Raw genomic sequence first — 20,628 nt, 5'->3', positions numbered from 1 at the left:
GGATGGCCATCCTGGGATGCGCCCTCATCAGTGCTTCCGCTTGCATGGGCGGAACCAGCAAGGTCGACGCCACCCCGCTGCCCACGGTTTATGCCCCACCCTACATATGCGATCATGTTCCCAAAGTGGCGGTCGAGCGGGTGACCGGAGTCGTCGATCCACTCGTTACCGGTTCTCTCCCTCTCCCGGGTGAGGACCGCCCCGTCGTGGGCGCTTGCTCTGCCTTCGAGCCGACCGGCGAGCGTCGGGCAGTACTCCGCATCATGCTTGACACCGGCGGAAGTCGTGGCCAGATAGAGAATCAGTTGCGCGACGGAGTCTCCGAGCAACTACCGGAAATCGTCCCCGACGGCTTCGGCTTCTACACAGTGGACCCGAATGAGGAAACCCGGGCGGGCGCGATGCTGGTGAAAGGCAAGGCGCGTTTGTCGATCGAACTCGTGAAGGGCGTCGAGGGCCGCGACAACGCCGCCGACGTCGTGGCCCTCATGAAGCTCATCGCCCCCAAGCTCATCCCGGCCGCCGGCACCGAGGAGAATGGCTGACCTGATGACGGACATGGTGCCCAACCCGCTCTACGAAGCATTACGCGAAGCAGAGCAGAAGATCACCCCGCTCATCGAGAACGCGACCCGGGCGATCGAGCAGTCCTACAAGGAGTTCCACTCCGGCCGAATCTGGGTGGGCCCGACGGCCAAGCTTTTTGACGCCCAGCTAGAACTCCACCGCTCCCGCGTGGTCCGCGCCGGTGCCGACATTCTGGAGGACATACGCGAGAAGATGGCCGGTCTGCCGCGCCAAGTGGACGAGAAGCAGGCGCTGGCCCTCACGCGGCAGTACGACTTACGGTAACGGCCGCGCTGACGAGTCCGCTTCGGGGCGGCTGTCGAGACGGTTTACCTGCGCTGACCTGGGAGAAGTTCCAGGTGAGCGCGGATGCCGAGGAAGTCCGCGCGATCGCCTCGGCGGACGGCCGGACCCACAGTCGCTCAAGGAGTTTCGATGACCGACTCGACGACGAACCGGTCCAGGCCGCGGGTCGGCTGGATCGGGACCGGTCGCATGGGAGTCGCCATGGCCGCGCGGCTCGCCGACGCCGGTGTGGACGTGACCGCCTGGAACCGCACCATCGCCAAGGCTGAGCCGCTCAAGGAGCACGGCGCGTCGGTCGCGGAGTCGCTCGCCGCGTTGCGCGACCGGGACGTGGTGTTCACGACGGTTTCCACGTCGTCCGTCCTCGAACAGGTGCTGTTCGGCGACGACGGGCTGCTCACGGGCGACGCGGCGCCGGGAGTAGTGGTCGACTCCTCGACCGTGTCCGTGGAGTCGTCGGCCGAGGTGCGCCGGGCCTGTGCGGCGAAGGGCGTCGCCTACCTGGCCGCGCCGGTCAGCGGCAACCCCAAGGTGGCGCGGGCCGGCGCGCTCAGCCTGGTGGTGTCCGGTCCCCGGGAGACCTATGACCAGGTCGCCCACCTGCTGCGGTCGCTTGGCAGGTCCGTCACCTACGTGGGGGAGGGCGACACCGCCCGGCTGGTGAAGATCGCGCACAACCTGATGCTGGGCGTGGTGACCCAGACGCTGGCGGAGATCACCGTACTGGCGGAGAAGGGCGGCGTCCCGCGGCACGCCTTCTTGGCGTTCCTCAACGACAGCGTCATGGGCTCGGCGTTCACCCGCTACAAGTCCCCGGCGTTCGTGCACCTCGACTACACGCCGACGTTCACGCCACCCCTGCTGCGCAAGGACTTCGACCTGGGCCTTGCCGCCGCCCGCGCCCTGGACGTGCCGATGCCGGTCACCGCCCTCACCGCCCAGCTCGTCCAGGCCAGCGTCGGCACCGGCCGGGTGGACGAGGACTTCGCCATCCTGCTCGACCTGCAGGCGGCAGCCTCGGGGCTGGATCTCAAGCCGGAGGACGTCGCGGTGGACGACGGTCTCGGAGACCGTTCATGACCGCCATGTCTGGATCACCTCAGTTCGTACGTGCTCGGCCACCCGGAACCAGACCGATCCGCCGGTCGTGTCCTGATCCGCGCCCCACGCGGTAGCGAGCAGGTCGACCAGCCAGAGGCCGCGGCCACCGTCGTCGTCGGCGTCCGGCACGCGCATCGTCCGCGAGCTGGTGGTCGATCCACTGTCGCGCACCTCCACGCGGACGCCTTCGGCCTCGCAGGACACCTGTACGGTCACCGGACCGGCCTTCGTGCTTCCCGAGTCCGAGTGTGTGACCGCATTGGTGACGAGCTCGCTCAGCAGCAGCACCACGTCGTCGAGGAGCGGGGCGGCCATGCGCCCTTCCAGCAGAGCACGTGCCCACTCCCTGGCCTCGGAGACGGACCTCTCCTCTCCGGGGAACTGCCGCAGCCCAGGACCGGTCAGCATGCCATCAGGCCGGGAAGCTCCGTGAGGCCTGATGGGGACACCTCCAGCCAGGTGACCGAATCTCTCGTACTGCTCGCCCGCTGTCATCTACCGCCTCCCTCGACGCTTCCGCCCTCCGGGGATTTCTGACAGGCCCAAAAGGTGAGGCTCGGCCTTTCCCTGAGCGGAAGGTTCGCGTCTAGACTGCCTTTTCGTTATTAGGGCGGTGAGTGGTTCGGAAGTCCGAAACAGAAAGGCTCATGACACTCTCTGGTCTGCCCTGGACTGGATAGGGCGCGAAATCCAGCGGCAGGCAATTCGTCTATTTCAGGAGGAAATTCGATGGATGTTGTGCCGTCTCTCGATCCCGGGTCCCCGAGAGTCCGCTTCGGCGCCGAGCTGCGCCGCCTGCGGGAGGCCGCGCAGCTCTCGCAGGCCGCGGTGGCTTCTCGCCTCGGCTGCACCCAGACCCAGGTGAGCCGCTTGGAGAAGGCCACCCGGAGCCCGTCGAAGTCAGACGCCGAGCGACTGGACCGGCTCTTCGGTACGCCCGACGGTGTTTCCTTCACCAGGCTCTACCAGCGCATCGTCGCCCAGCCCGGCGGCCCGGTCTGGTTTCGCAGCTGGGTCGAGGAGATCGAACCCACGGCCCGCATCCTCCGCTCCTGGGATCCCCTCCTGATCCCCGGCCTCCTCCAGACCGAGGCCTACGCTCGGCACCTCTTCAGCCAAGCTCCGCAGATCACCTCCGACGAGGTGGAAGAACGTGTCCAGGCCCGCATGCGTCGCAAGAGGATCCTCGACCGGGACAGCCCTCCGCTCATCCTCGTGCTCGTCGACTCGGGCGTACTGTTCCGCAAGGTCGGCGGAGCCGAGGTGATGCGCGACCAACTCGACTATGTGTTGCAAATCGCTCAGATGCCGACCGTTTCCATCCAGGTAGTCAGCCCGGACTGCCTAACAGGTCTGATGGGCGCCTTCACTATCGCGGAACTTCCGGACGGGCAGCCGGACGCCATTCACGCGGAGTCCTCTGCAGAAGGACAAGTCACCACAGATCTCGATTCCGTGACCGCGATGTGGAACCGCTACGAGGCGATTCGGCTCTGGGCCTATCCTGAGCACGCATCCCTCCAAATGATCCAGAAAGCGAGATCCGAATGGACCTGAGCTCTGCCGTATGGCGGAAGTCGTCCCGTTCGGGAGACAGCGGTGGCCAGTGTGTGGAGGTGGCCTCCAACCTGCCCGGAGTGGTCGCCGTGCGCGACAGTAAGAACCCGGACGGCCCCAAGCTGACCTTCACCCCCGCCGAGTGGAAGGCGTTCCTCAGCGGCGTCAGGGCCGGAGAGTTCGACTCCCTGGGCTGAACCGCCAGCCGCGATTTCCATCACCCCCTGGCAGTCACCGGTGCGACGTCTCCATGCACGCGAGGTCACCACATGAGAACGCTTCTTGGGGTCGGTGCGGCGGCGTTCGACCTGGATGGCCTGGGCGGCAAATCGGCGTCACTGCTGTCGAAGCCTCAAGAAAGATCGATGGTGAGACCGGAGGTGGCGATGCCGATCTCGCCGTCGTATTCGGCCTCAGCAGCGGCTCGCGCGGCTGTGGCGTCTGTGCCTGGCTGCAGGTGAGTCAGTAACAGGTGTCGGGCATCGGCTTCCTTGGCTTGCCGACCTGCCTGGCGGGCGCTCGACAGGTGGCGCCGCGAACCATGCGGGACCCGGTCCACGAATGTGGCCTCGGCCAGGAGCAGGTCAGCGGTGCGCGCCAGGTCAACCACATCAGGGCTCGGGCCGGTGTCCCCGGTGTACGTGAGCACTCGCTCGCCCGCTGTCAGCCGTATGCCCGCATTGGGCACCGAGTGCGGCAGTAGACGGGTCTGCGCGCGGAACGGGCCGATGGCGATCTGGTCGCCGGCGTTGAACTCGTGCAGGACATAAGCGTCGGTCAGCATCCCCGGGCGGTCCAGCGCGAGCACCGCATCCAGGGCGCTGGGCAGCGAGTACACCGGCAACGGCGCCGGTGGGTCATCACGTAACGCACGCGCACGCAACAGCGGGTTCAGGTCGGCACAGTGATCGGGATGTCCGTGACTGATGAACACCGCGTCGACCTGATCGGCGGTGATCCGTTCCAGCAGCCGCGGCACCGTCGCATATCCAGGGTCGACGAGCAGCCTGAACCCGTCGTGCTCCACGAGGTAACCGCTGCAGGCCTGGCCCGCCGCCGGCCACGCGCCGCATCCGCCAAGGATTGTCAGCAGCATCCATGAACTCTAACGGCCGGCTCACCAACCATGGCGCGCCCGCATCAGCCGTGCGCGTTCGCAGAGGGATGGTCGGCGTGCCTGAGCGCTTGCGAATCGGCCAAGCCGTAACTTTGCGCTGGTCGTACGTCATGGTCGAACCCCGAGCAAGATCCGGGAAGGCCGATGAAAGCTAATCGACAGCGTCCGGCACGCCCAGCCGGCCGCACCCTCGTCAGGCCGGACAGGTCCAGCGGGCGCATCGCACGCTGAGGGAACAGCTGCTTCCTGGCGGAACACATCGAGAATCAGTGAAAGGGACCGCATGCACACCGTTGTCTCCGGAGTGATCGCGGACGTGGTCGCTCCCTCCGCGGCCCAGGCCGACCGGACCGGGGAGTTCCCCCGCGCCGCCGTCGAGGCCCTGGCCAAGGCCGGGCTGCTCGGCCTGACCAGCAGTGCGGAGGTGGGCGGCGGCGGAGAGGGGCTGAGGGCCGCCGCCGAGGTCATCACCGAGCTCGCCTCCGCCTGCGGATCCACCGCGATGATCACTCTCATGCACTACTCGGCCACCGCGGCGATCGAGGCGCACGGCCCGGCCGAGGTGCGCCGGGCCATCGCGGAGGGCCGCTACCTGGCCATGCTGGCGTTCTCCGAGGCCGGTTCGCGCAGCCACTTCTGGGCGCCGCTGAGCACCGCCGAGGCCGACGGGGACGAGATCCGGCTCGACGCGCGCAAGAGCTTCGTCACCGCGGCGGGCGAGGCGGACGGCTACGTCTGGTCGAGCCGGCCCCTGTCTGGTGACGGCCCCATGACGCTGTGGCTGGTGCCCCGCGACGCGGCCGGGCTGAGGGTCAGCGGCTCCTACGACGGTCTCGGCCTGCGCGCCAACGCCTCCAGCCCGATGGCGGCCGAAGGGGTGCGCGTCCCCGCCGCCGCCATGCTGGGCGCGGACGGGGACGGGCTCGACATCGCGCTCACCACCGTGCTGCCCACCTTCCTGGTGCTCAACGCCGCCTTCTCCCTCGGCGTCATCGAGGCGCTGGCGGCCAAGGCCCACGAGCACCTGGCCACGACCAACCTGGCCCACCTGGGGCAGCGGCTGGCGGACCAGCTCCCGGCGAGGTCCTCCTACGCCCGCGTCCGCACCAGGGCCGACCAGACCCGGGCGTTCCTGAACGACACCCTCGCCGCGCTCGAATCCGGGCGTGAGGACGCCATGCTGCGGGTCCTGCAGGTCAAGGCCGTCGCGGCGGAGGCGTCGGTCGAGATCGGCGACGAGGTCATGCGGCTCTGCGGCGGGTCGGCGCTGCGGCGGGACCTCGGCATCGAACGGCACTTCCGCGACGCCCTCGCCGCCCGGGTCATGGCTCCCACCACGGAGGCGCTGCACGACTTCGTGGGCCGCGTCTCCTTCGGCCTGCCCCTGCTCGACGGGGACGCGTCGTGACGCTCGTCATGGGAGCGGTGGCCTACGACGCGAAGGTGGTGCCGATCTGGACCGGGTTCCGCTCCTGGCTCCTGTGCAACGGGCTGCCGTTCGACTTCGTGCTCTACTCCAACTACGAGCGTCAGGTCGAGGATCTCGTCGCGGGACGCGTCCACGCCGCCTGGAACTCGCCGCTGGCCTGGGTCCGCGCCCGGCGGCTGGCCGCCGCCGCCGGCCGCTCGGTGCGTCCCCTGGTGATGCGCGACACCGACCGCGATCTGCGCTCCGTCGTGGTCGTACGCGCCGACTCCGGCATCACCTCCCTGGACGACCTCAAGGGGCAGGTCGTGGGCACCGGAGCCGTGGACTCGCCGCAGGCCACCCTTCTGCCGCTGCATCACCTGCGCATGGCGGGGGCGCGGTTCGAGGTACGTCGCTTCGAGGTGGGGGTGGGCCTGCACGGCGACCACATCGGCGGCGAGCGTGACGCCGCCCGGGCGCTGCTGTCGGGCGAGGTGGCCGCGGCCTGCATGGTCGACGCCAGCCACCTGCTCTTCAGCCGCGAGGGCACGCTGCCTCCCGGCGCCACCCGGATCCTCGTCGGTACGGCGGCCTACGACCACTGCAACATGACCGTCGTCGACTCCGCGCCGGAGGAGCCCGTCCGGCTGTTCGGCGAGCTGCTCACCGGCATGTCCTACGCCGACCCGGAGGTGCGCCCGCTCCTCGATCTGGAGGGTCTCACCGCCTGGGTGCCGGGCCGTACGAGCGGATACGGCGAGCTGGAGGCCGCGGTGGACGCCGGCGGCTTCTACGACCTGGCCGGCCGGATCACCGCCGAGGGTTACCGGCCGTGACGGTCCGGGCCCTCGACCTGCGGGACGTGGGGTTCGACCGGGGGGCGCACCTCCTGCTGCGCCGGGAGCTGGCGCTGCTGCCCGTCGGCGGCCGGCTCGCGGTCGCCGGTACGGACGAGGCGCTCGTCGTGCACCTGGCCGCGTGGTGCCGCAGGGAGGGCCACGACCTGCTCCCTGGCGACGAGCGTGACGGCCGGGTGCGCGCGTGGGTGGTCCGCGGCCGGGCGGGGCACGACCGGTGGGCCGGCGCGGAACGGGCCGGTGGATCGTCACCCGCCGGCCTGGTCGCCCGGCCCCCCGCGCACTGGGGGCTGGCGGCCCGTGGGGCCCTGGTGGAGTCGGGCGGCCCGGCGGTCCGCTTCGACTTCGACCGCAAGGAGACCGTGTGGTCCGAGCTGGCGCCGAAACTGTATCTGCAGGCGGTGGCCCGGCAGTGGGATCCGGTGGCGGCGGTCGACTGGGACACCCCGTTCGAGCTGCCCGCCGAGATCGAGGCGGCGGTCGTCCAGGTGATGACCTATCTGGTGGAGAACGAACAGGCCGCCCTGGTCATCCCCGCACGGCTGCTGGCCCGGGTGCACCCGCACTTCCGGGAGGTGATGCAGCTGCTGGCCGTGCAGGCGGCGGACGAGGCCAGGCACGTCGAGGTGTTCACCCGCCGGGCGACGCTGAAGGGCGAGGAGCTCGGGACCTCCTCCGCCGGCGGGCGCGCCTCCCTGATGACGCTGCTGGCCGAGCCCGACTTCTCCCTCGCCTCGTTCCTGCTGTCGGTGCTCGGCGAGGGCAGCTTCCTCAACCTGCTGTCCTTCCTCGACCGGTACGCGCCCGACCCGGTCACGCGGCGGATCGTGGCCCTGGCCCACCAGGACGAGGCCCGTCACGTGGCCTTCGGCATCGCTCACCTGGAGGAGCAGGCCCGCGCCGATCCCGCCTTCCGGGGCACGCTCAGAGGAGCGATCGAGCGGCGGCACGACGCGCTGGCCGACACCGCCGGCATCAACGCGGACGTGCTCGACGCCCTGACCGTGCTGGCAGCCGGTGAGTGGAGTCCCGCCGCGATCGCCCGGGGGCACGCGGCGGTCCAGCTGCTCCAGACGGAGATGCTCGAAGGGCGCAGGAACCGCCTGGTCCGTCTCGGTTTCCCGGCTGACGAGGCCGCCGACCTGGCCGCCCTGCACACCCGCAACTTCATGTGAGAGCGGGTCAGCGGCGGCGGGAGGCGCACTTCACGCAGGTCTTGATGGCCGGGAGGATCTTCAGGCGCTCGATGGGGATGCGTTGCCCGCACCTCGCGCACGTCCCGTAGGTGCCGTCGCGTAGCCGCTCGGAAGCGAGGTCCAGCTCGGCGAGGTGGGTCAGGGCCTGATCGAGAAGGGCCTGGACGTGGGCCCGCTCGAACGCCGTGGACGTGCCCTCGGGGTCGTGCTCGTCGTCGGAGGCCGTCAGCGCCGACGAGGTGACGATCTCGTCACGGTCGCGGCCCAGCAGGGCGATGCGCTCCGTGGTTCTGCGGCGGTCGGCGTCGAGCAGGTCTCGTATGGTCGCCTGCTCGGAGGGGGAAAGCGCGGCGTCCCGATCGTGTTCGGCCATCACGGCTCCTCACCTTCCCCACCAGATTATTCGCCGCCCCTCCCTGGAGATGACCTGGGCTGGCGCCATCGCCCGCGAAGACCACGGCCGCCGGGTCACGGCCAGCGCACCTCCGGGGTGCGTTCCATGAACCGCGCGTACGGCTCGAACGCCCGCTCGACCTCCGCCCGGTCGCTCCCGCCGAGCGGTGAGAGCGGCTGAACGGCGATCCGTACCCCGCTCTTCGTGAGGGTGCGTGTCCAGGTGGCCACGACCCGGCCGGCGCGCACCACGGTGGACCGGAAGACCCCGTTGCCACCGGGGATGATGGCCGCCTTGTGCTCGTCGGCGACCATGAGGGAGCGGTCCTTGTAGCCCAGCAGGTATTCGTCGAACCCCGGCAGCACGAGCACCTCGTCGTCGCCGGCAGGGGGAGGGGCGGTGTCGAGGAGCGCGGCGTCGACGTACGTCTCCACCCCGTCGACGGTCACCCGGGCCAGCGCGTCACCGGCCACGGCGATGCCGCGCTTGGCGTCGGCCGCGGTCAGGCCGGTCCAGCCCGCGAAGTCCTGCCGGGTGGTCGGTCCGTGGCCGCGGAAGTAGCGCAGGGCCATGGTGCCCAGCGCCTCGTCGCGCTCCGGCCGGTGCGGGTCGGGGACCCACTCGTCGAGCAGCACGAAGCTCTGCTCGTTGCCGAGGTTGGGGGCGATGCACAGCAGGCCCCGCTGGCTGGCGTACCACAGCAGGTGGTAGCCGCGCTGGCCCCCGGTGTCGATGCCCTTCTCGGCCAGGACGGCCAGGCACTCCGACCGGCTCAGCCGTCCGCCGCCGGCCAGGGCCGCGCCCAGCACGTCCATGGCCTGGACGGCGGTCTCCTCCGAGAGGCCGAGTTGTTCGCGCCGCCTCGCCGCGCCGTTCAGCACCCGGACGCCCATCAGCTCGACCATCCAGCGGGCGTCGCGGGACGGGACGAAATGGATGGTGCCGCGCATCGGCCACGTGCGCAGCGCCTCCCGCCGCTCCAGCGCGGCGGTGACGTCGGCGGCGGTGTGTCCGGGCAGTCGCGCGCCGAACGACCACAGCCCGCTGGCCAGGTCCTGCGCCTGCATCGCCCCGAGCCAAGTCACCACCTCGGCCACGCCCGCCGCCCCGCCGGCGCCGCCGGACGACGCCCGGAGCAGCAGGCTGGACATCCGCAGGCCGAGCACCTGCTGGGGGGAAAGTTCCACTGGTTAACGCCTCCTCGCGCTCACCGTAGCCTTCGCCACCGACAATCAGGCCTACGATGCGCGCCCGCGTCCTCGACGGCCCGGGGGCACCTGAGGTCGCCGAACTGCGCGAGGCGTACCGCGAGCTCTGCGCCCCTGCCGCCCAGCCTTCATGACGATCGCTTGGCACGGTGAACTTGAAGATCAATTTCTCGGTTGGGCGAGAACGCTCCCACGGTTTCCCGTCACGTTCAGTTCGCCGCCGCTCCCGCGACTTCGCCGGCAGTCAGCGCCACCGAGCGCGAGCCAGAGTGAGCCCGTACACGTTCACCGCGCCGCTCGCCTTGAGCCGCATGGCCACCGCGTTGAGGCTACTACCAGCGGTGAAGACGTCGTCGTAGACCATGACGCGTCGGCCTCGCACACGAGCCGGGTCCGGCACACGTAGCGCGGCGTACAGCTCATTCGCCGCGATCTGACGCTCGATAAGGGAGGTCGTGTCTCGCATTCGGGGAGTGGCTCGCGTCTTTTCGATGAGCGGCGGGTCTAGCACGAATGGGAGATCCTCATCGTCTTCGAGGATCGCCCGTTCGATGACGTACCCAGTGTGATCATTGCCTTTGCGAGCCTGGTGTGGCTCACGATAGGCGGGCATCGGGATGATGGCGTCCACCTCGTCGACGAGCTCGGGGTGGGTGTAGAGGTGGCCTAAGATGATCCGTGCGAAGATCATCCCCCACCCGTATGCTCCGCGCTTCAGTCGGAGAACTCCCTGCTCCAGGGTGCCGGCCTTGACCCCGACGACAGCCGTCCACTCGAAAGCACGCTGTGGGTCGCTGCAGAGCCTGTTGGAGCAAGCGAGCTCGCCACCCCGCAACACCTGGTGGCAGATCCGGCAGTTGGGTTCGTTCGGCGGCCGGAAGCTCTCCGATGCGCACTCGTGGCAGATGCGGACGTGCCCTGCCTGCAGGTAGGGACATTCGCCGCAACTGCCGAACCCGGCGGGGGGTGGGCCGTCGCCATAGGCCAGCCGCCCTGGTCTGGTCACCACAGCGCCCCGGGCGATGGCGCCTCCAGTTTCAGATCTTCGAAGTCGAGGGTCATCTGAGCGCGGGACTCGTTGACCGCTTGGATCCGATCCGGGCTGGACAGGCTCTTCACGACATCGTCCACGTCCTCGACCATGAGCGCCCCGCGCTTCTTGACGTACTCCTGTGCCCACGGCTGAGCCTCGGTGAGACTACGTAGCAGGAACACCCTTTTGCCATGCTCCAGCGCCAGCCGCGCCTGCATCTTCGCCCCGGACGTGCTTGCGGCTTCGATCACCACCGTGCCTTGCGCGATGCCGGACATGGTGACATTGCGGCGGGGAAAGGTATGGGTCGCGCCGTTGGCTTCCGGCCAGAACTGGGAGACCACGGCTCCGTTCTCGGCGATCCGGTCGGCCAGGGCGCGGTTCTCGGCCGGGTAGCAGCGCAGGATGCCCGTCCCCACGACCGCGATCGTCCTGCCGCCGGTATCGAGCGCTGCAGTATGCGCCGCGGTGTCAACGCCTCGGGCGAGGCCGGACACTACGGTGACCTGACGTTCGGTGAGCAGGCCGGACATCCGGCGTGCCCGGCGTAGTCCGTCCTCGCTCGCCTGGCGGGTACCGACGACGGCCACGCTGCGTAGGTCCGCTTCGCGGAGTTCGCCCCGGACGAACAGGAACGGTGGAAGGTTGAAGATCAACCGGAGGGTGGCGGGATACTCCTTGTCCACGACAGTGACGAGTCGAGCCCCGCTGTCGGCCGCGAGTTCGGCCTGCTGAACGGCAGATTCGACGTAGCGATTGAGCTCCTGGGCGCTGTTGGTGATGAGGGCTCTGGCTTTGGTCGCCTCAGGGGAGGACTCGATGATGTTGCCCGACCATAGGCGGGCCAAGCCGTTGGGACGTTGAGCCTCTCGCGCGATGAGGTACCAGCTGACGCCTTTGACCATGCATATCGCGAGCAGTCGTGACTGCTCTTCAGTGATCCGCATCCTACTCTCCAAACACATGTTCGAATGCGTGTCTTATGGTACTGCAGATGCTTATGCCGCCCGAAGATATGTCCATATTGCCAAGTAGTACTAGATATCTGACGAGCTGCATCGATGATCGATATGGCGGCAAGCCATGATCGATATCGGCTAGCCAGTTTTGATGTAGCTCAGAGACATTGAGTTCTTACGGTGAGTATACGAACGATGTGTCTGGCGGCCCGTGCCTACCGAAAATGTCATCCGCGTGCCGCATGACGACGCTCACCAGACGTTGTCCGCCCGCCTGGCCGATCTCCCCACCGCTGCCTCGGTACTCCGTGAACCCGTGCGGTTCACGGTCTCCGCGAACTGATGGAGCTCCGTGTCAGAGCCGGGGCCGGATGCTCAGGCGAGGTGGGGCCCAGCAGCCGGACGCGGGCTATGTCTCAAGCAGAACGGTGCCTCCCGGAACCGGTCCGGGAGGCACCGTCGGGGAGGGGTCAGGCCGCCACGTGAACGCGCTCCGTGCGGCGCTCGCGGGCCGGGACCAGCCGGGCGCCCAGGGCGCGGGCGCCGATGACCATGGCGGCGGCGGCCAGGACGATGTCCTTGAAGATGTACTGCGCCTCCAGGGTGGGGGCGCCGGGGAACAGGTCGGTGAAGAACAGTGCGTACGGTGCGAAGAAGCCGGCCAGTGCGCCGGTCATCACGACCAGTCCGGTCTTCAGGAGTCTGCCGGTCACCAGGGTGAGGCCGATGAAGACCTCCATGCCGGCGATCACGAGCTGGGCGGCGTAGCCCGACAGCATGCCCAGGGACAGCTTCTCCAGCGTGGCCACCGAGAGGGCCTCGGCCGGGCTGACTCCTGGGAAGAACTTGAGCGTGCCGAAGGCGACGAAGACCAGGCCGAGGCTGACGCGCAGGATGTCGATGCTGTGCCTGGACAGCCAGGTGGTCAGCTTTGAGGTCGCGTTCTCGATCATTTCTTTCTCCCCGTCGGTGTCGTTTCCGTCTGGATCCAGACTGGCGAGACGGTCGGCGGAGAACATCCGGCGACGGGAGGCAGTCGGTCTACGCCTTCACAGGTACGGCGGGTCACGCGCCTACTGCCTCACGCCTAAGGGTCCGCCCTAGGGGGAGGTCCGGTCCGATCCCCTAGGGCGGCGGGCGTACTTCGCGATGGGACGCCCGGCGGACGCGCCGGCGCCGGGCCGAGCAGGACTCTGGGCTCACCGTCCCTTCGCAGAAACGGGAGTCATCATGGTGCGCTTGCTCATGGCAGGTGTCCTGGCCGTCGATCCGCACGTCGTCGACTGGATCGACAAGAACGCCCAGCAGCAGGTCACCAGGGAGGCGATCGGCGCGGCCACCGTCGTGGGCCTGGGGGAGTCCAGCCACGGCACCCACGAGGAGGCCACGATCAAGTTCGGCGTCCTGCGCTTCCTCGTGGAGGAGATGGGGTTCCGCTCGATCGCGTGGGAGGAGGACTGGACGACGAGCGTGCGGGTCAACCGGTACGTCCTGACCGGCGAGGGCGACCTCGACGCGCTCATGGGCGAGCTGACGACGACGTGGCGGAACCGCGAGGTGCGCGACGTGCTCGCCTGGCTGCGGGCGTACAACGCGGGCCACGACGACAAGGTGCGGTTCGTCGGCGTGGAGTACTACGCCACCCGCTCCCTCGCCTACGACGCCGTCTCCTCGTACGTGACCGAGGCCGCCCCGCAGCGGCTGGGCGAGTTGCGGAGGCACCTGCGGCCCATCCGGCCCCGCCACGAGGACGCCGGGGCCAACCTGAGGTGGTACATGGGGGTGACCGACAAGCGGCCCTACATCCGTCACGCCCACGCGGTGTACGAGCTGGTCGAAGGGCTGCCCGGGAACGACCGGCAGCGGCTGGCCCTGCACCACGCCCGTCAGATCCTCTCCTGGTACGAAGCGTTCAGCCTGCCCTTCGAGGACGTCTACGCCTACCGCGACGCCCGCGCGGCCGAGAACCTGCGCTGGTGGCAACGCCGCACCGGCGACAAGGTGGCCTACTGGGCGGCGAGCGCGCACACCGCCGCCGCGCCGGGCCTGCGGATGGTGCTCGGCGGCGAGGCGGTCGCCTTCGACAGCGCGGGCTCCTACCTGCGCCGCTGGTACGGGGACCGCTACCGCTCGATCGGCGTGCTGTTCGACCACGGGAGGCTGAGCACCGGGGACGGTTGCGGCGTGGCCCCGGCGCCGGTCCCGCGCCCCGACCCCGGCTTCGCCAACCGCGTGTTCGGCGACGTCGGCCGCGCCCGGTACGTCGTGGACCTGCGCGCGAAGGCGCCGGAGGCCGTGCGCGAGTGGCTGCGCGCGCCGGCGAAGGTACGCGGTTACTCGGACTACGTCCCGGCGGCGGCGCAGAATTCGTACATGGAAGGCGGGTCGCTGGCGCAGTGGTTCGACGTGGTCATCCACCGGCAGGTGATCACTCCCTGCACGCCCCTCTAGGGTCGGCGCCCGTGTCCATCCGGCGCCTACCCGTTCGTCGTCATGCGGTACGCACCCTTTCGTGAAAGGACCGGACCCATGACCGCCCAACACCGCCGAACCACGCTCCTGCTGAGCTGCGGCGCGCTCGCCGGGATGCTCTTCCCCGTCGTCTCGTTCGCGCAGGCCTTCACCCGCGCCGGCTTCGACCTGCCCCGGCACGCGCTGAGCTCGCTGACACTCGGCGATCTCGGCTGGCTCCAGATCGCGAACTTCGTGGTCACGGGCTTGCTGGCCGTCCTCTTCGCGGCCGGCATCCGGCGGGCGCTGCACCCCGGACGGGCGGGCACGTCCGGGCCGGCGCTGGTCCTCGTCTACGGCGTGGGCATGATCGGCGGCGGGATCTTCGCCCCCGACCCCGCCCTGGGCTGGCCGGTCGGCGCCCCCGAGGGTCTTCCCGGGCATCTCAGCGTGAACAGCCTCCTGCACACGGTCTTCGCGGCCGCGGCGTTCCTGTCCCTGATCGCAGCCGGGCTCGTGTTCGCCCGGCGGTTCGCCGGTCAGGGACGCCGCGGCCGGACGGTGTACAGCGCTGCGACGAGCGTCGCCACGTTCGTCCTCACGGTGCCGCCGTGGAGCGAGGACAGCGCGAGCCTGCGGTTCGCCGCCGCCGCGGTGATCATCTCCAGCTGGCTCGCCGTCGTCTCCTGGTGGTTGCGCGCCGGGCCTCAGGCGTTGTCGTCGCCGTACTGCGCCGCGATGTCCTCGGAGGAGGCCCAGCGGCTGTAGGTGGGCGACTGCGGCCAGCCGCCGGGCGAGTCCTGCCACTCCTCCTGCCGTCCGTACGGCAGGAGGTCGATCAGCGCGAAGGTGTGGGTGAGCTGCTCGGTGCCCCGGCCGTTGGTGTGCCAGGTGCGGTAGACGGTGTCGCCGTCGCGCAGGAACACGTTGACGGCGAAGCCTTCGCCGGGCGGCGCGCCGACGTCGGCGCCGAACGGGCTGTTCGCGGTGGAGTACCAGGTCATCTTGTTGCCGACCCGCCGCTTGTAGGCGAGTGCCTCGTCGATGGGGCCCTGGGTGACGATGACGAACCGGGCGTCGTAGTCGTCCAGGAACTCCAGCCGGGTGAACTGCGAGGTGAACCCCGTACAGCCCGGGCACTGCCACTCCTTGCCAGGGAACCACATGTGGTTGTAGACGATCAGCTGGCTCTTGCCTTCGAAGACGTCCACCAGGCGGACGGGTCCGTCCTCGCCCTCCAGCGTGTAGTCCGGCATCCGCACCATCGGCAGGCGGCGGCGCTGGGCGGCGATGGCGTCGAGCTCCCGGGTAGCGGCCTTCTCCCTGACCCGCAGCGCTTCGAGCTCACGCTGCCAGGTGGCGGCGTCGACGACGGGCGGTAGTGCTTTCGTGTCCATGTCTTCTCCCTGCTTGCCGTGTCCGAAAGAGGTAGACCTGCCCCGGCCGTCGAATTCATCGGCAGGCGTTCCTCACGTTTCGGTAGGAATGCCGCCAACCGCGATCCTTTAGGGTGCAGGCGTGGAGAGGATCTTGGCGGCGGCCGCGGCGGTCCTGGGCGAGGAGGTCAGCGGGCCGGTCGATCTCGGCGGGAGTTCGCGCAGCCACGTCCTGAGGTGTGCGACCCCCGGCGGCGGCACCGTGGTGGTCAAGGCGTACCGGGAGGTCGCGGGGTTCGCGGCCGAAGCGGCCGGGCTGCCGTTCTGCGGCGGGTCGGGGCCGCGGTTGCTGGCGGTGGACCCGTCCTTCCCGCTCGTCGTGATGTCGGATCTCGGCGTCGCGCCGAGTCTGGCCGACCTGCTGCTCGGGGAGTCGGCGGAGGCGGCGAGGGACGGGCTGCTCGCCTGGGCCAGGACGTACGGGCGGATCGCCGTGGCCGGCGCGGGGAGGCGGCGGGAGTGGGAGCGGGCGCGGGCCGTCTACTCCGGGGGCGAGGCGAGACGGCGTCTCCTGAGTGGTCTCGGAGAGGTGTTGCCCTCGGTGCCCGCGGGCCTCGACGCCGAGCTCGCGGCCCTGGAGGCGGACCAGGAGCGGTTCCCGGTCTTCTCGCCGGGTGACATCTGCCCGGACAACAACCTGCTGACAGCGGGCGGGATGCGCGTGCTCGACTTCGAGAGGGCCGGATACCACTCGGCCTTTCTCGACGCGGCCTACGTGCGCATGCCGTTCGCGACGTGCTGGTGCGTGTTCCGGCTGCCGCCCGGGCAGGCGGCGGAGATCGAGGACGCGTACCGCGAGGAGGTGGTCGTCGTCCATCCCGAGCTGGCCGACGACGGACTCTGGGCGGCGGGGGTGCGGCAGGCCGTGGCCACCTGGACCATGTTCATGACGTGGGCCATGCTGCCGGGGGCGCGTGAGCGGGACCGGCCCACGCATTCCACCCGGACGCCCGTGCCCAGCAGGCGCCAGCTGCTGCGCCACCGGTGGGGCTACCTGCTGGAGCATCTGGACGCGGGCGAGTTCCCCGCTGTTCAGGAAGCCGTACGGGCGTGCCTGGAGACCACCGCGCACTGGGAGGTCGCCGAGCTGCCCTACTACCCCGCCTACCGGTAGGCGGGCGGTCTCTCCTGTCGCGCTACAGCATCGTCTGGCGCAAGCCACAGGACTGAGCCGGGCCGGGCGAGCGATTGGCCGTCCTTCGCGCGCGCGGCTCCGATATCGTGACCACGCTACGTGAGCAGATCGGCACGTTTAGACACGTTCAACCCCGCTCGGGCTCTGCCCGCCCCCACCGAGGAGGATGTGTGAGCTCACTCCCCACGCGTATGGCCGACCGCTGGGAGAGACGGCGACCGCAGGACCGGCTCTACTGGCAGGTCCTGCTGGGGGATGACCCGGGCGCGCGGGCCATCGTCCAGGAGGCCCACGACCGCCTGGCCGGCGTGCCCGGTCTCGATCGGGTGCCGCCCGAGTCCGTGCACCTCACCACGTTCGTCGCCGGCCGCTCGGACGAGATCACCGGCGACCAGGTACGGGTGATGGCCCAGGAGGCGGCGGGCCAGCTCGCCAGGGTCGAGCCGTTCACCGTCACGCTGGGCCGGGTGCTGTACCACCCCGAGTCGGTCGCGCTGGAGGCGCGGCCGGTCGAGCGGCTCCGGCCGCTGCTCGAAGCGGCGAAGTTCGCCACGCGGGCGGCGACGGGCCGCGACGGCGTCCTGGACCACGAGCCGTGGACTCCCCGGGTCACGCTGGCCTACAGCAACTCCGACGGCCCCGCGGCCCCCGTCATCGACGCGCTAGGGGAGCGGCTGCCGGACCGTGAGGTGACGATCCGCAGCATCCACATCGTCGACCAGGAGGCGGCGCTGAGCTGGCGCCCGGTGGCGGAGGTCCGGCTCGGCGCGTCATGAGGTCGTCCTGGAAACCGCCCATAGGGTGACGATTGATCTGTGAAAGCGCGTGCAGTTGAATACTCGGGTGCGAGCTGGCCGAGTGATCTCCCCGGTTCTGGTGGGCAGGGAGAAGGAGCTCGCCCGGCTCGTCGCGCTCGTAACCACCGCGCCCGCCGTGGCGGTGATCGAAGGCGAGGCCGGCATCGGCAAGTCGCGCCTGGCCGCCGAGCTGCTCGGCGACCCGGCGGTGGCGGGGATGCGGGTGCTGAGCGGGTCGTGCGTGCAGATCAGGGAGCCGTTCCCGCTGGGGCCGATCGTCGAGGCGCTGCGCGGGCGCGCGCCCGATCTGGCCGGGGCGGAGCTGACGCCGGTCGCGGGAGCGCTGCGCGACCTGCTGCCCGAGCTCGCCGGGGTGCTGCCCGAGAAGCCCCGGCTGCCCGACGACCGGGCGGCCGAGCGTCACCGGCTCTTCCGGGGGCTCGCCGAGGTCATGGCCGCTCTCGGTCCCGCCGTCCTGCTCGTGGAGGACCTGCACTGGGCGGACGGGCAGACGGTCGAGTTCCTCACTTACCTGATGTCCGTGCTGCCCGGCACGCTCCGCGTGGTGCTGACGTACCGGGGCGAGGAGGCGCCGGCGGCGGTGCGCGCGATCACCGCGCGGACGGCCGACGCGATCAGCGTGGCGCACCTGGTGCTGCCGCCGCTCGACGCCGCCCAGACGCGGATCATGGCGTCGGCGATCCTAGAGGCCGACCAGGTGACGGCCGAGTTCGCCGAACACCTCCGCGCGCGGGCGTCCGGCCTGCCGCTCGCGGTGCAGGAGCTGCTGGCGCTGCTGCGCACGCGGGGGACGCTCATCAAATGGGAGGGCGGATGGGCGCGGCGCGCGCTCAACGAGCTGGACGTGCCGAGCGGCGTCCGCGTCACGGTGCGCGAGCGGGTCGCGCAGCTCTCCGACGGGGCCAAGCGCGCCGCGGAGCGGGCGGCCGTGCTGCGCACGCCGGTGCCCATCGAGGTGCTCGCCGACGGTGACGCCGGGGCGATCGACGAGGTGCTCGGCTCGGGGCTGTTCGCCGAGACGGGCGGCGCGGTGGGGTTCCGGCACGTGCTGGCGGCGCAGGCCGTCTACGAGGCGATCCCGGCCGGCCGCCGCCAGGCGCTGCACGCCGCCGCCGCGGATCTCGTACGAGGGCTTCGACCGGTGCCGCTGGGCCGCCTGGCCCACCACCTGCGGCACGCCGGACGGGCCGAGCAGTGGGTGGAGACCGCCATCGAGGCGGCCGACCAGGCGTCGAGGCTGGGCGACGACGCCGAGGCCGCGCGCCTGCTGGAGGACGTGCTGCGCGACACCGACCTGCCGGCGGCACGGCGGGCGGAGCTGACGGTGAAGCTGGGCTGGGCCGCGCTGGAGCTGCTGCGCCCGCCGCCCGTCGCCGACCTCATCACCGGCGCGCTGGAAGGGGATGTGCCGCGCCCGCTCCGCGGCAGGCTCCGCTTCCTGCTCGCCCTCCACCTGGAACGCACGCGGACGGACATCGCGCGCATCGGCGACGCCTTCGCCCAGGCGGTCGAGGACCTGGAGGAGGAGCCGGGGCTGGCCGCCTGGGCCATGGTGGGAGTGGGCCGCCCGCCGAGCGACCTGCCGCCCGCCGAGAGCAGGGCCTGGCTGGAGAGGGCGCTCGCGACCCTGCCCGCCGTCGGCGACCCCGCCATGCGGATGCTGGTGCTCGGCAAGATCGCGATGATCTTCGTGGTGATCGGCGATCCGCGCTGGGACGGGCTGGCGGAGGACCTGCTGCGCGAGACCGGCGGGCGCGGGCTGCTGCGCCGCGAGGTCAACGCCTACCGGTCCATCGGGGGCGCGGCCCTGTTCAGCGGTCACCACCGCAAGGCCCGCCGCCTGCTGGCCGCGGCGATCGAGGACGGGGCCGAGCCCGATCTCCGCGGGCGGCTGGAGCTCCGCTGCCTGGTGAACCTGGCCGCCGCCGACTACTTCGACGGCTCGTGGGACGGGCTGGCCGCGCGGCTGGAGGAGCTGCGCGGCCATTTCGGCGACGAACCGCACGAGCGCATCCTGGTCGACATCGTGGCCGCCTGCCTGGGCGCGGTGCTCGGGCGGCAGGAGGCGGCGCTGCCGCCCCTGCTCGACGCGATCGCCATGGCCCAGTCGCGCGGCCAGTTCGACGACCTCGTCCTGCCCATCAGCATGCTGCTCAGGCTGGCCGCCGCGCGCGGCGAACCGGAGCAGGCGATCGCGACGGCCGCCGAGGCGGCCGCCCATTGGGAGGCGGGCGGGCTGTGGCCGGTGGCCGTCCGCGCCCTGCCCGCGCTGACGGAGGCGCTGCTGGCGGCCGGCCGTGCCGCGGAGGCGGCGGACGTGATCGACAGGCACGCGTCCCAGTTGGCCGGGCTCGACGCGCCGCTGGCCGGACCGGCTCTCGGCCACGCCCGCGGCCTGCTGGCCGCCGACGGGGGGCGCGGCGCCGAGGCCGCGCGGGAGTTCGCCGCGGCGGCCGAGGCGTTCGAGCGGATCCCGGCGCTGTACGAGGCCGCGCAGGCGCACGAGCACGCGGCCGCCTGCCTGTTCGCCCTGGACGACCCCGAGGCCGCCGTCCACCTGGGCCGGGCCGTCACGCTGTACGGCGGGCTGCGCGCCCGGTGGGACCTGGACCGGGCCACGGGGCTGGGCCGCCGGTGGGGAGTCCGGCCGCCCGCGCCCGCGCAGAACGGCGGCGACCAGGCGCTGTCGGCCCGTCAGGAGCAGGTGGCCCGGCTGGCGGCGGAGGGGCTGACCAACCAGGAGATCGCCAAGGAGTTGTTCCTGTCGCCGAAGACGGTGGACAAGCACGTGAGCGCGGCCATGCGCAAGGTCGGGGCGCGGTCACGGACGGAGCTCGCCCGCCACCTGAATTCCTAGATTGGGGATTTTTCCCCATAGGGCTCCCCATACCCCATTCCGCCGGGCTGTGGCGACACTTGCGGCATGTCCGAAACCACCTCCGAGCCCGGCCCCGACGACCGCCAGGAAGAGGCGACGGAGCCGCCCGAGCCGCCCGAGCCGTCAGAGCCGCCTGAGCCGCTCCTGCCGCCCGACGGCTTCGAGCCCGCCTGACCACCCCCTCCAGAAAGGCCACCATGGCACTGC

General features: G+C 70.6%; 22 protein-coding genes. 14 read left to right on the top strand and 8 right to left on the bottom strand.

Annotation, left to right across the window (positions count from 1 at the left end; translation table 11 throughout):
- Positions 1-2: 2 nt before the first annotated feature.
- From ABD999_RS08770 to ABD999_RS08760, 3 genes are all read left to right on the top strand, one after another.
- Positions 3-545, top strand: coding sequence for a hypothetical protein (locus tag ABD999_RS08770; protein ID WP_271278839.1), 543 nt, complete (start codon positions 3-5; stop codon positions 543-545).
- Positions 538-852, top strand: a complete 315-nt coding sequence (locus ABD999_RS08765) for a hypothetical protein (RefSeq protein ID WP_148034108.1) — start codon at positions 538-540, stop codon at positions 850-852. The genes ABD999_RS08770 and ABD999_RS08765 overlap by 8 nt, the downstream gene beginning before the upstream one ends.
- 150 nt (positions 853-1,002) lie before the next feature.
- Positions 1,003-1,953, top strand: coding sequence for an NAD(P)-dependent oxidoreductase (locus tag ABD999_RS08760; protein ID WP_271278838.1), 951 nt, complete (start codon positions 1,003-1,005; stop codon positions 1,951-1,953).
- On the opposite strand, the gene ABD999_RS08755 is transcribed toward ABD999_RS08760, so the two are convergent.
- Positions 1,948-2,382 carry an ATP-binding protein gene (locus tag ABD999_RS08755; protein ID WP_271278837.1) on the bottom strand — a complete coding sequence of 145 codons (435 nt, stop codon included), beginning with the start codon at positions 2,380-2,382 and terminating at the stop codon, positions 1,948-1,950. The genes ABD999_RS08760 and ABD999_RS08755 overlap by 6 nt on opposite strands.
- A 321-nt stretch (positions 2,383-2,703) precedes the next feature.
- Here ABD999_RS08755 and ABD999_RS08750 point away from each other — a divergent pair, with 321 nt between their 5' ends.
- Both ABD999_RS08750 and ABD999_RS08745 read left to right on the top strand, forming a co-directional pair.
- A complete protein-coding gene (locus ABD999_RS08750) occupies positions 2,704-3,531 on the top strand; it encodes a helix-turn-helix domain-containing protein (protein WP_271278836.1) in 828 nt (275 codons plus the stop codon).
- Positions 3,522-3,728 carry a DUF397 domain-containing protein gene (locus tag ABD999_RS08745; protein ID WP_271278835.1) on the top strand — a complete coding sequence of 69 codons (207 nt, stop codon included), beginning with the start codon at positions 3,522-3,524 and terminating at the stop codon, positions 3,726-3,728. The genes ABD999_RS08750 and ABD999_RS08745 overlap by 10 nt, the downstream gene beginning before the upstream one ends.
- A 155-nt stretch (positions 3,729-3,883) precedes the next feature.
- Here ABD999_RS08745 and ABD999_RS08740 read toward each other — a convergent pair whose 3' ends face one another.
- Complete coding sequence (locus ABD999_RS08740) at positions 3,884-4,627, bottom strand: MBL fold metallo-hydrolase (protein ID WP_271278834.1); 744 nt, start codon at positions 4,625-4,627, stop codon at positions 3,884-3,886.
- 304 nt (positions 4,628-4,931) lie between these two features.
- On the opposite strand from ABD999_RS08740, the gene ABD999_RS08735 reads away from it, so the two are divergent.
- Genes ABD999_RS08735 through ABD999_RS08725 form a run of 3 tightly spaced genes read left to right on the top strand, consistent with a single transcriptional unit; the run spans position 4,932 to position 8,088 of the window.
- The gene (locus ABD999_RS08735) at positions 4,932-6,056 is read left to right on the top strand and encodes an acyl-CoA dehydrogenase family protein (protein ID WP_271278833.1); all 1,125 of its coding nucleotides are present in this window, start codon (positions 4,932-4,934) and stop codon (positions 6,054-6,056) included.
- Complete coding sequence (locus tag ABD999_RS08730; protein WP_271278832.1) at positions 6,053-6,892, top strand: phosphate/phosphite/phosphonate ABC transporter substrate-binding protein; 840 nt, start codon at positions 6,053-6,055, stop codon at positions 6,890-6,892. The genes ABD999_RS08735 and ABD999_RS08730 overlap by 4 nt, the downstream gene beginning before the upstream one ends.
- Entirely contained in the window at positions 6,889-8,088 is a 1,200-nt protein-coding gene (locus tag ABD999_RS08725; protein ID WP_271278831.1) for a ferritin-like domain-containing protein, read from the top strand. Before ABD999_RS08730 ends, ABD999_RS08725 begins: the two co-directional genes overlap by 4 nt.
- Positions 8,089-8,095: 7 nt before the next feature.
- Here the strand turns inward: ABD999_RS08725 and ABD999_RS08720 are convergent, their stop codons facing one another.
- From ABD999_RS08720 to ABD999_RS08700, 5 genes are all read right to left on the bottom strand, one after another.
- A complete protein-coding gene (locus ABD999_RS08720; RefSeq protein WP_271278830.1) occupies positions 8,096-8,482 on the bottom strand; it encodes a TraR/DksA family transcriptional regulator in 387 nt (128 codons plus the stop codon).
- Positions 8,483-8,577: 95 nt separating this feature from the next.
- Complete coding sequence (locus ABD999_RS08715) at positions 8,578-9,690, bottom strand: winged helix DNA-binding domain-containing protein (protein ID WP_271278829.1); 1,113 nt, start codon at positions 9,688-9,690, stop codon at positions 8,578-8,580.
- A gap of 265 nt (positions 9,691-9,955) precedes the next feature.
- Entirely contained in the window at positions 9,956-10,717 is a 762-nt protein-coding gene (locus tag ABD999_RS08710) for a ComF family protein (protein ID WP_271278828.1), read from the bottom strand.
- Positions 10,714-11,691 (bottom strand): DNA-processing protein DprA, encoded by a 978-nt coding sequence (gene dprA / locus ABD999_RS08705; protein WP_271278827.1) that lies wholly within the window; start codon positions 11,689-11,691, stop codon positions 10,714-10,716. The genes ABD999_RS08710 and dprA overlap by 4 nt, the downstream gene beginning before the upstream one ends.
- A 482-nt stretch (positions 11,692-12,173) precedes the next feature.
- Positions 12,174-12,656: a DoxX family protein gene (locus ABD999_RS08700; protein WP_219551256.1), complete on the bottom strand. Its 483-nt coding sequence runs from the start codon at positions 12,654-12,656 to the stop codon at positions 12,174-12,176.
- Positions 12,657-12,933: 277 nt separating this feature from the next.
- Between ABD999_RS08700 and ABD999_RS08695 the strand changes: the two genes are divergently transcribed.
- Positions 12,934-14,154, top strand: a complete 1,221-nt coding sequence (locus tag ABD999_RS08695) for an erythromycin esterase family protein (protein ID WP_271279926.1) — start codon at positions 12,934-12,936, stop codon at positions 14,152-14,154.
- 78 nt (positions 14,155-14,232) lie between these two features.
- Complete coding sequence (locus ABD999_RS08690) at positions 14,233-14,922, top strand: DUF998 domain-containing protein (protein ID WP_271279927.1); 690 nt, start codon at positions 14,233-14,235, stop codon at positions 14,920-14,922.
- Here ABD999_RS08690 and ABD999_RS08685 read toward each other — a convergent pair.
- Positions 14,862-15,551 (bottom strand): DUF899 domain-containing protein, encoded by a 690-nt coding sequence (locus ABD999_RS08685; RefSeq protein ID WP_271279928.1) that lies wholly within the window; start codon positions 15,549-15,551, stop codon positions 14,862-14,864. The genes ABD999_RS08690 and ABD999_RS08685 overlap by 61 nt on opposite strands.
- A 121-nt stretch (positions 15,552-15,672) precedes the next feature.
- Between ABD999_RS08685 and ABD999_RS08680 the strand changes: the two genes are divergently transcribed.
- The 4 genes from ABD999_RS08680 (at position 15,673) to ABD999_RS08665 (ending at position 20,595) form a co-directional block, all read left to right on the top strand.
- The gene (locus ABD999_RS08680; protein ID WP_271279929.1) at positions 15,673-16,704 is read left to right on the top strand and encodes an aminoglycoside phosphotransferase family protein; all 1,032 of its coding nucleotides are present in this window, start codon (positions 15,673-15,675) and stop codon (positions 16,702-16,704) included.
- A gap of 191 nt (positions 16,705-16,895) precedes the next feature.
- Positions 16,896-17,501 (top strand): 2'-5' RNA ligase family protein, encoded by a 606-nt coding sequence (locus ABD999_RS08675; RefSeq protein WP_219551266.1) that lies wholly within the window; start codon positions 16,896-16,898, stop codon positions 17,499-17,501.
- 82 nt (positions 17,502-17,583) lie between these two features.
- Entirely contained in the window at positions 17,584-20,400 is a 2,817-nt protein-coding gene (locus tag ABD999_RS08670; protein ID WP_271279930.1) for a helix-turn-helix transcriptional regulator, read from the top strand.
- A gap of 66 nt (positions 20,401-20,466) precedes the next feature.
- Positions 20,467-20,595: a hypothetical protein gene (locus ABD999_RS08665; protein ID WP_271279931.1), complete on the top strand. Its 129-nt coding sequence runs from the start codon at positions 20,467-20,469 to the stop codon at positions 20,593-20,595.
- Positions 20,596-20,628: the final 33 nt, after the last annotated feature.

Origin of the sequence: Nonomuraea ferruginea (assembly GCF_039540635.1) — a bacterium.
GTDB lineage: Bacteria > Actinomycetota > Actinomycetes > Streptosporangiales > Streptosporangiaceae > Nonomuraea > Nonomuraea ferruginea.
This window is presented reverse-complemented; position numbering and strand designations above follow the sequence as displayed.

What these genes read in the sequence shown, in the direction of transcription:
- ABD999_RS08720 (WP_271278830.1), bottom strand. Translation starts at nt 8,482, where the DNA reads ATGGCCGAACACGATCGGGACGCCGCGCTTTCCCCCTCCGAGCAGGCG.
- dprA (WP_271278827.1), bottom strand. Translation starts at nt 11,691, where the DNA reads ATGCGGATCACTGAAGAGCAGTCACGACTGCTCGCGATATGCATGGTC.
- ABD999_RS08700 (WP_219551256.1), bottom strand. Translation starts at nt 12,656, where the DNA reads ATGATCGAGAACGCGACCTCAAAGCTGACCACCTGGCTGTCCAGGCAC.
- ABD999_RS08695 (WP_271279926.1), top strand. Translation starts at nt 12,934, where the DNA reads ATGGTGCGCTTGCTCATGGCAGGTGTCCTGGCCGTCGATCCGCACGTC.
- ABD999_RS08690 (WP_271279927.1), top strand. Translation starts at nt 14,233, where the DNA reads ATGACCGCCCAACACCGCCGAACCACGCTCCTGCTGAGCTGCGGCGCG.
- ABD999_RS08685 (WP_271279928.1), bottom strand. Translation starts at nt 15,551, where the DNA reads ATGGACACGAAAGCACTACCGCCCGTCGTCGACGCCGCCACCTGGCAG.
- ABD999_RS08755 (WP_271278837.1), bottom strand. Translation starts at nt 2,382, where the DNA reads ATGCTGACCGGTCCTGGGCTGCGGCAGTTCCCCGGAGAGGAGAGGTCC.
- ABD999_RS08740 (WP_271278834.1), bottom strand. Translation starts at nt 4,627, where the DNA reads ATGCTGCTGACAATCCTTGGCGGATGCGGCGCGTGGCCGGCGGCGGGC.
- ABD999_RS08735 (WP_271278833.1), top strand. Translation starts at nt 4,932, where the DNA reads ATGCACACCGTTGTCTCCGGAGTGATCGCGGACGTGGTCGCTCCCTCC.
- ABD999_RS08745 (WP_271278835.1), top strand. Translation starts at nt 3,522, where the DNA reads ATGGACCTGAGCTCTGCCGTATGGCGGAAGTCGTCCCGTTCGGGAGAC.
- ABD999_RS08750 (WP_271278836.1), top strand. Translation starts at nt 2,704, where the DNA reads ATGGATGTTGTGCCGTCTCTCGATCCCGGGTCCCCGAGAGTCCGCTTC.
- ABD999_RS08765 (WP_148034108.1), top strand. Translation starts at nt 538, where the DNA reads ATGGCTGACCTGATGACGGACATGGTGCCCAACCCGCTCTACGAAGCA.
- ABD999_RS08665 (WP_271279931.1), top strand. Translation starts at nt 20,467, where the DNA reads ATGTCCGAAACCACCTCCGAGCCCGGCCCCGACGACCGCCAGGAAGAG.
- ABD999_RS08760 (WP_271278838.1), top strand. Translation starts at nt 1,003, where the DNA reads ATGACCGACTCGACGACGAACCGGTCCAGGCCGCGGGTCGGCTGGATC.
- ABD999_RS08770 (WP_271278839.1), top strand. Translation starts at nt 3, where the DNA reads ATGGCCATCCTGGGATGCGCCCTCATCAGTGCTTCCGCTTGCATGGGC.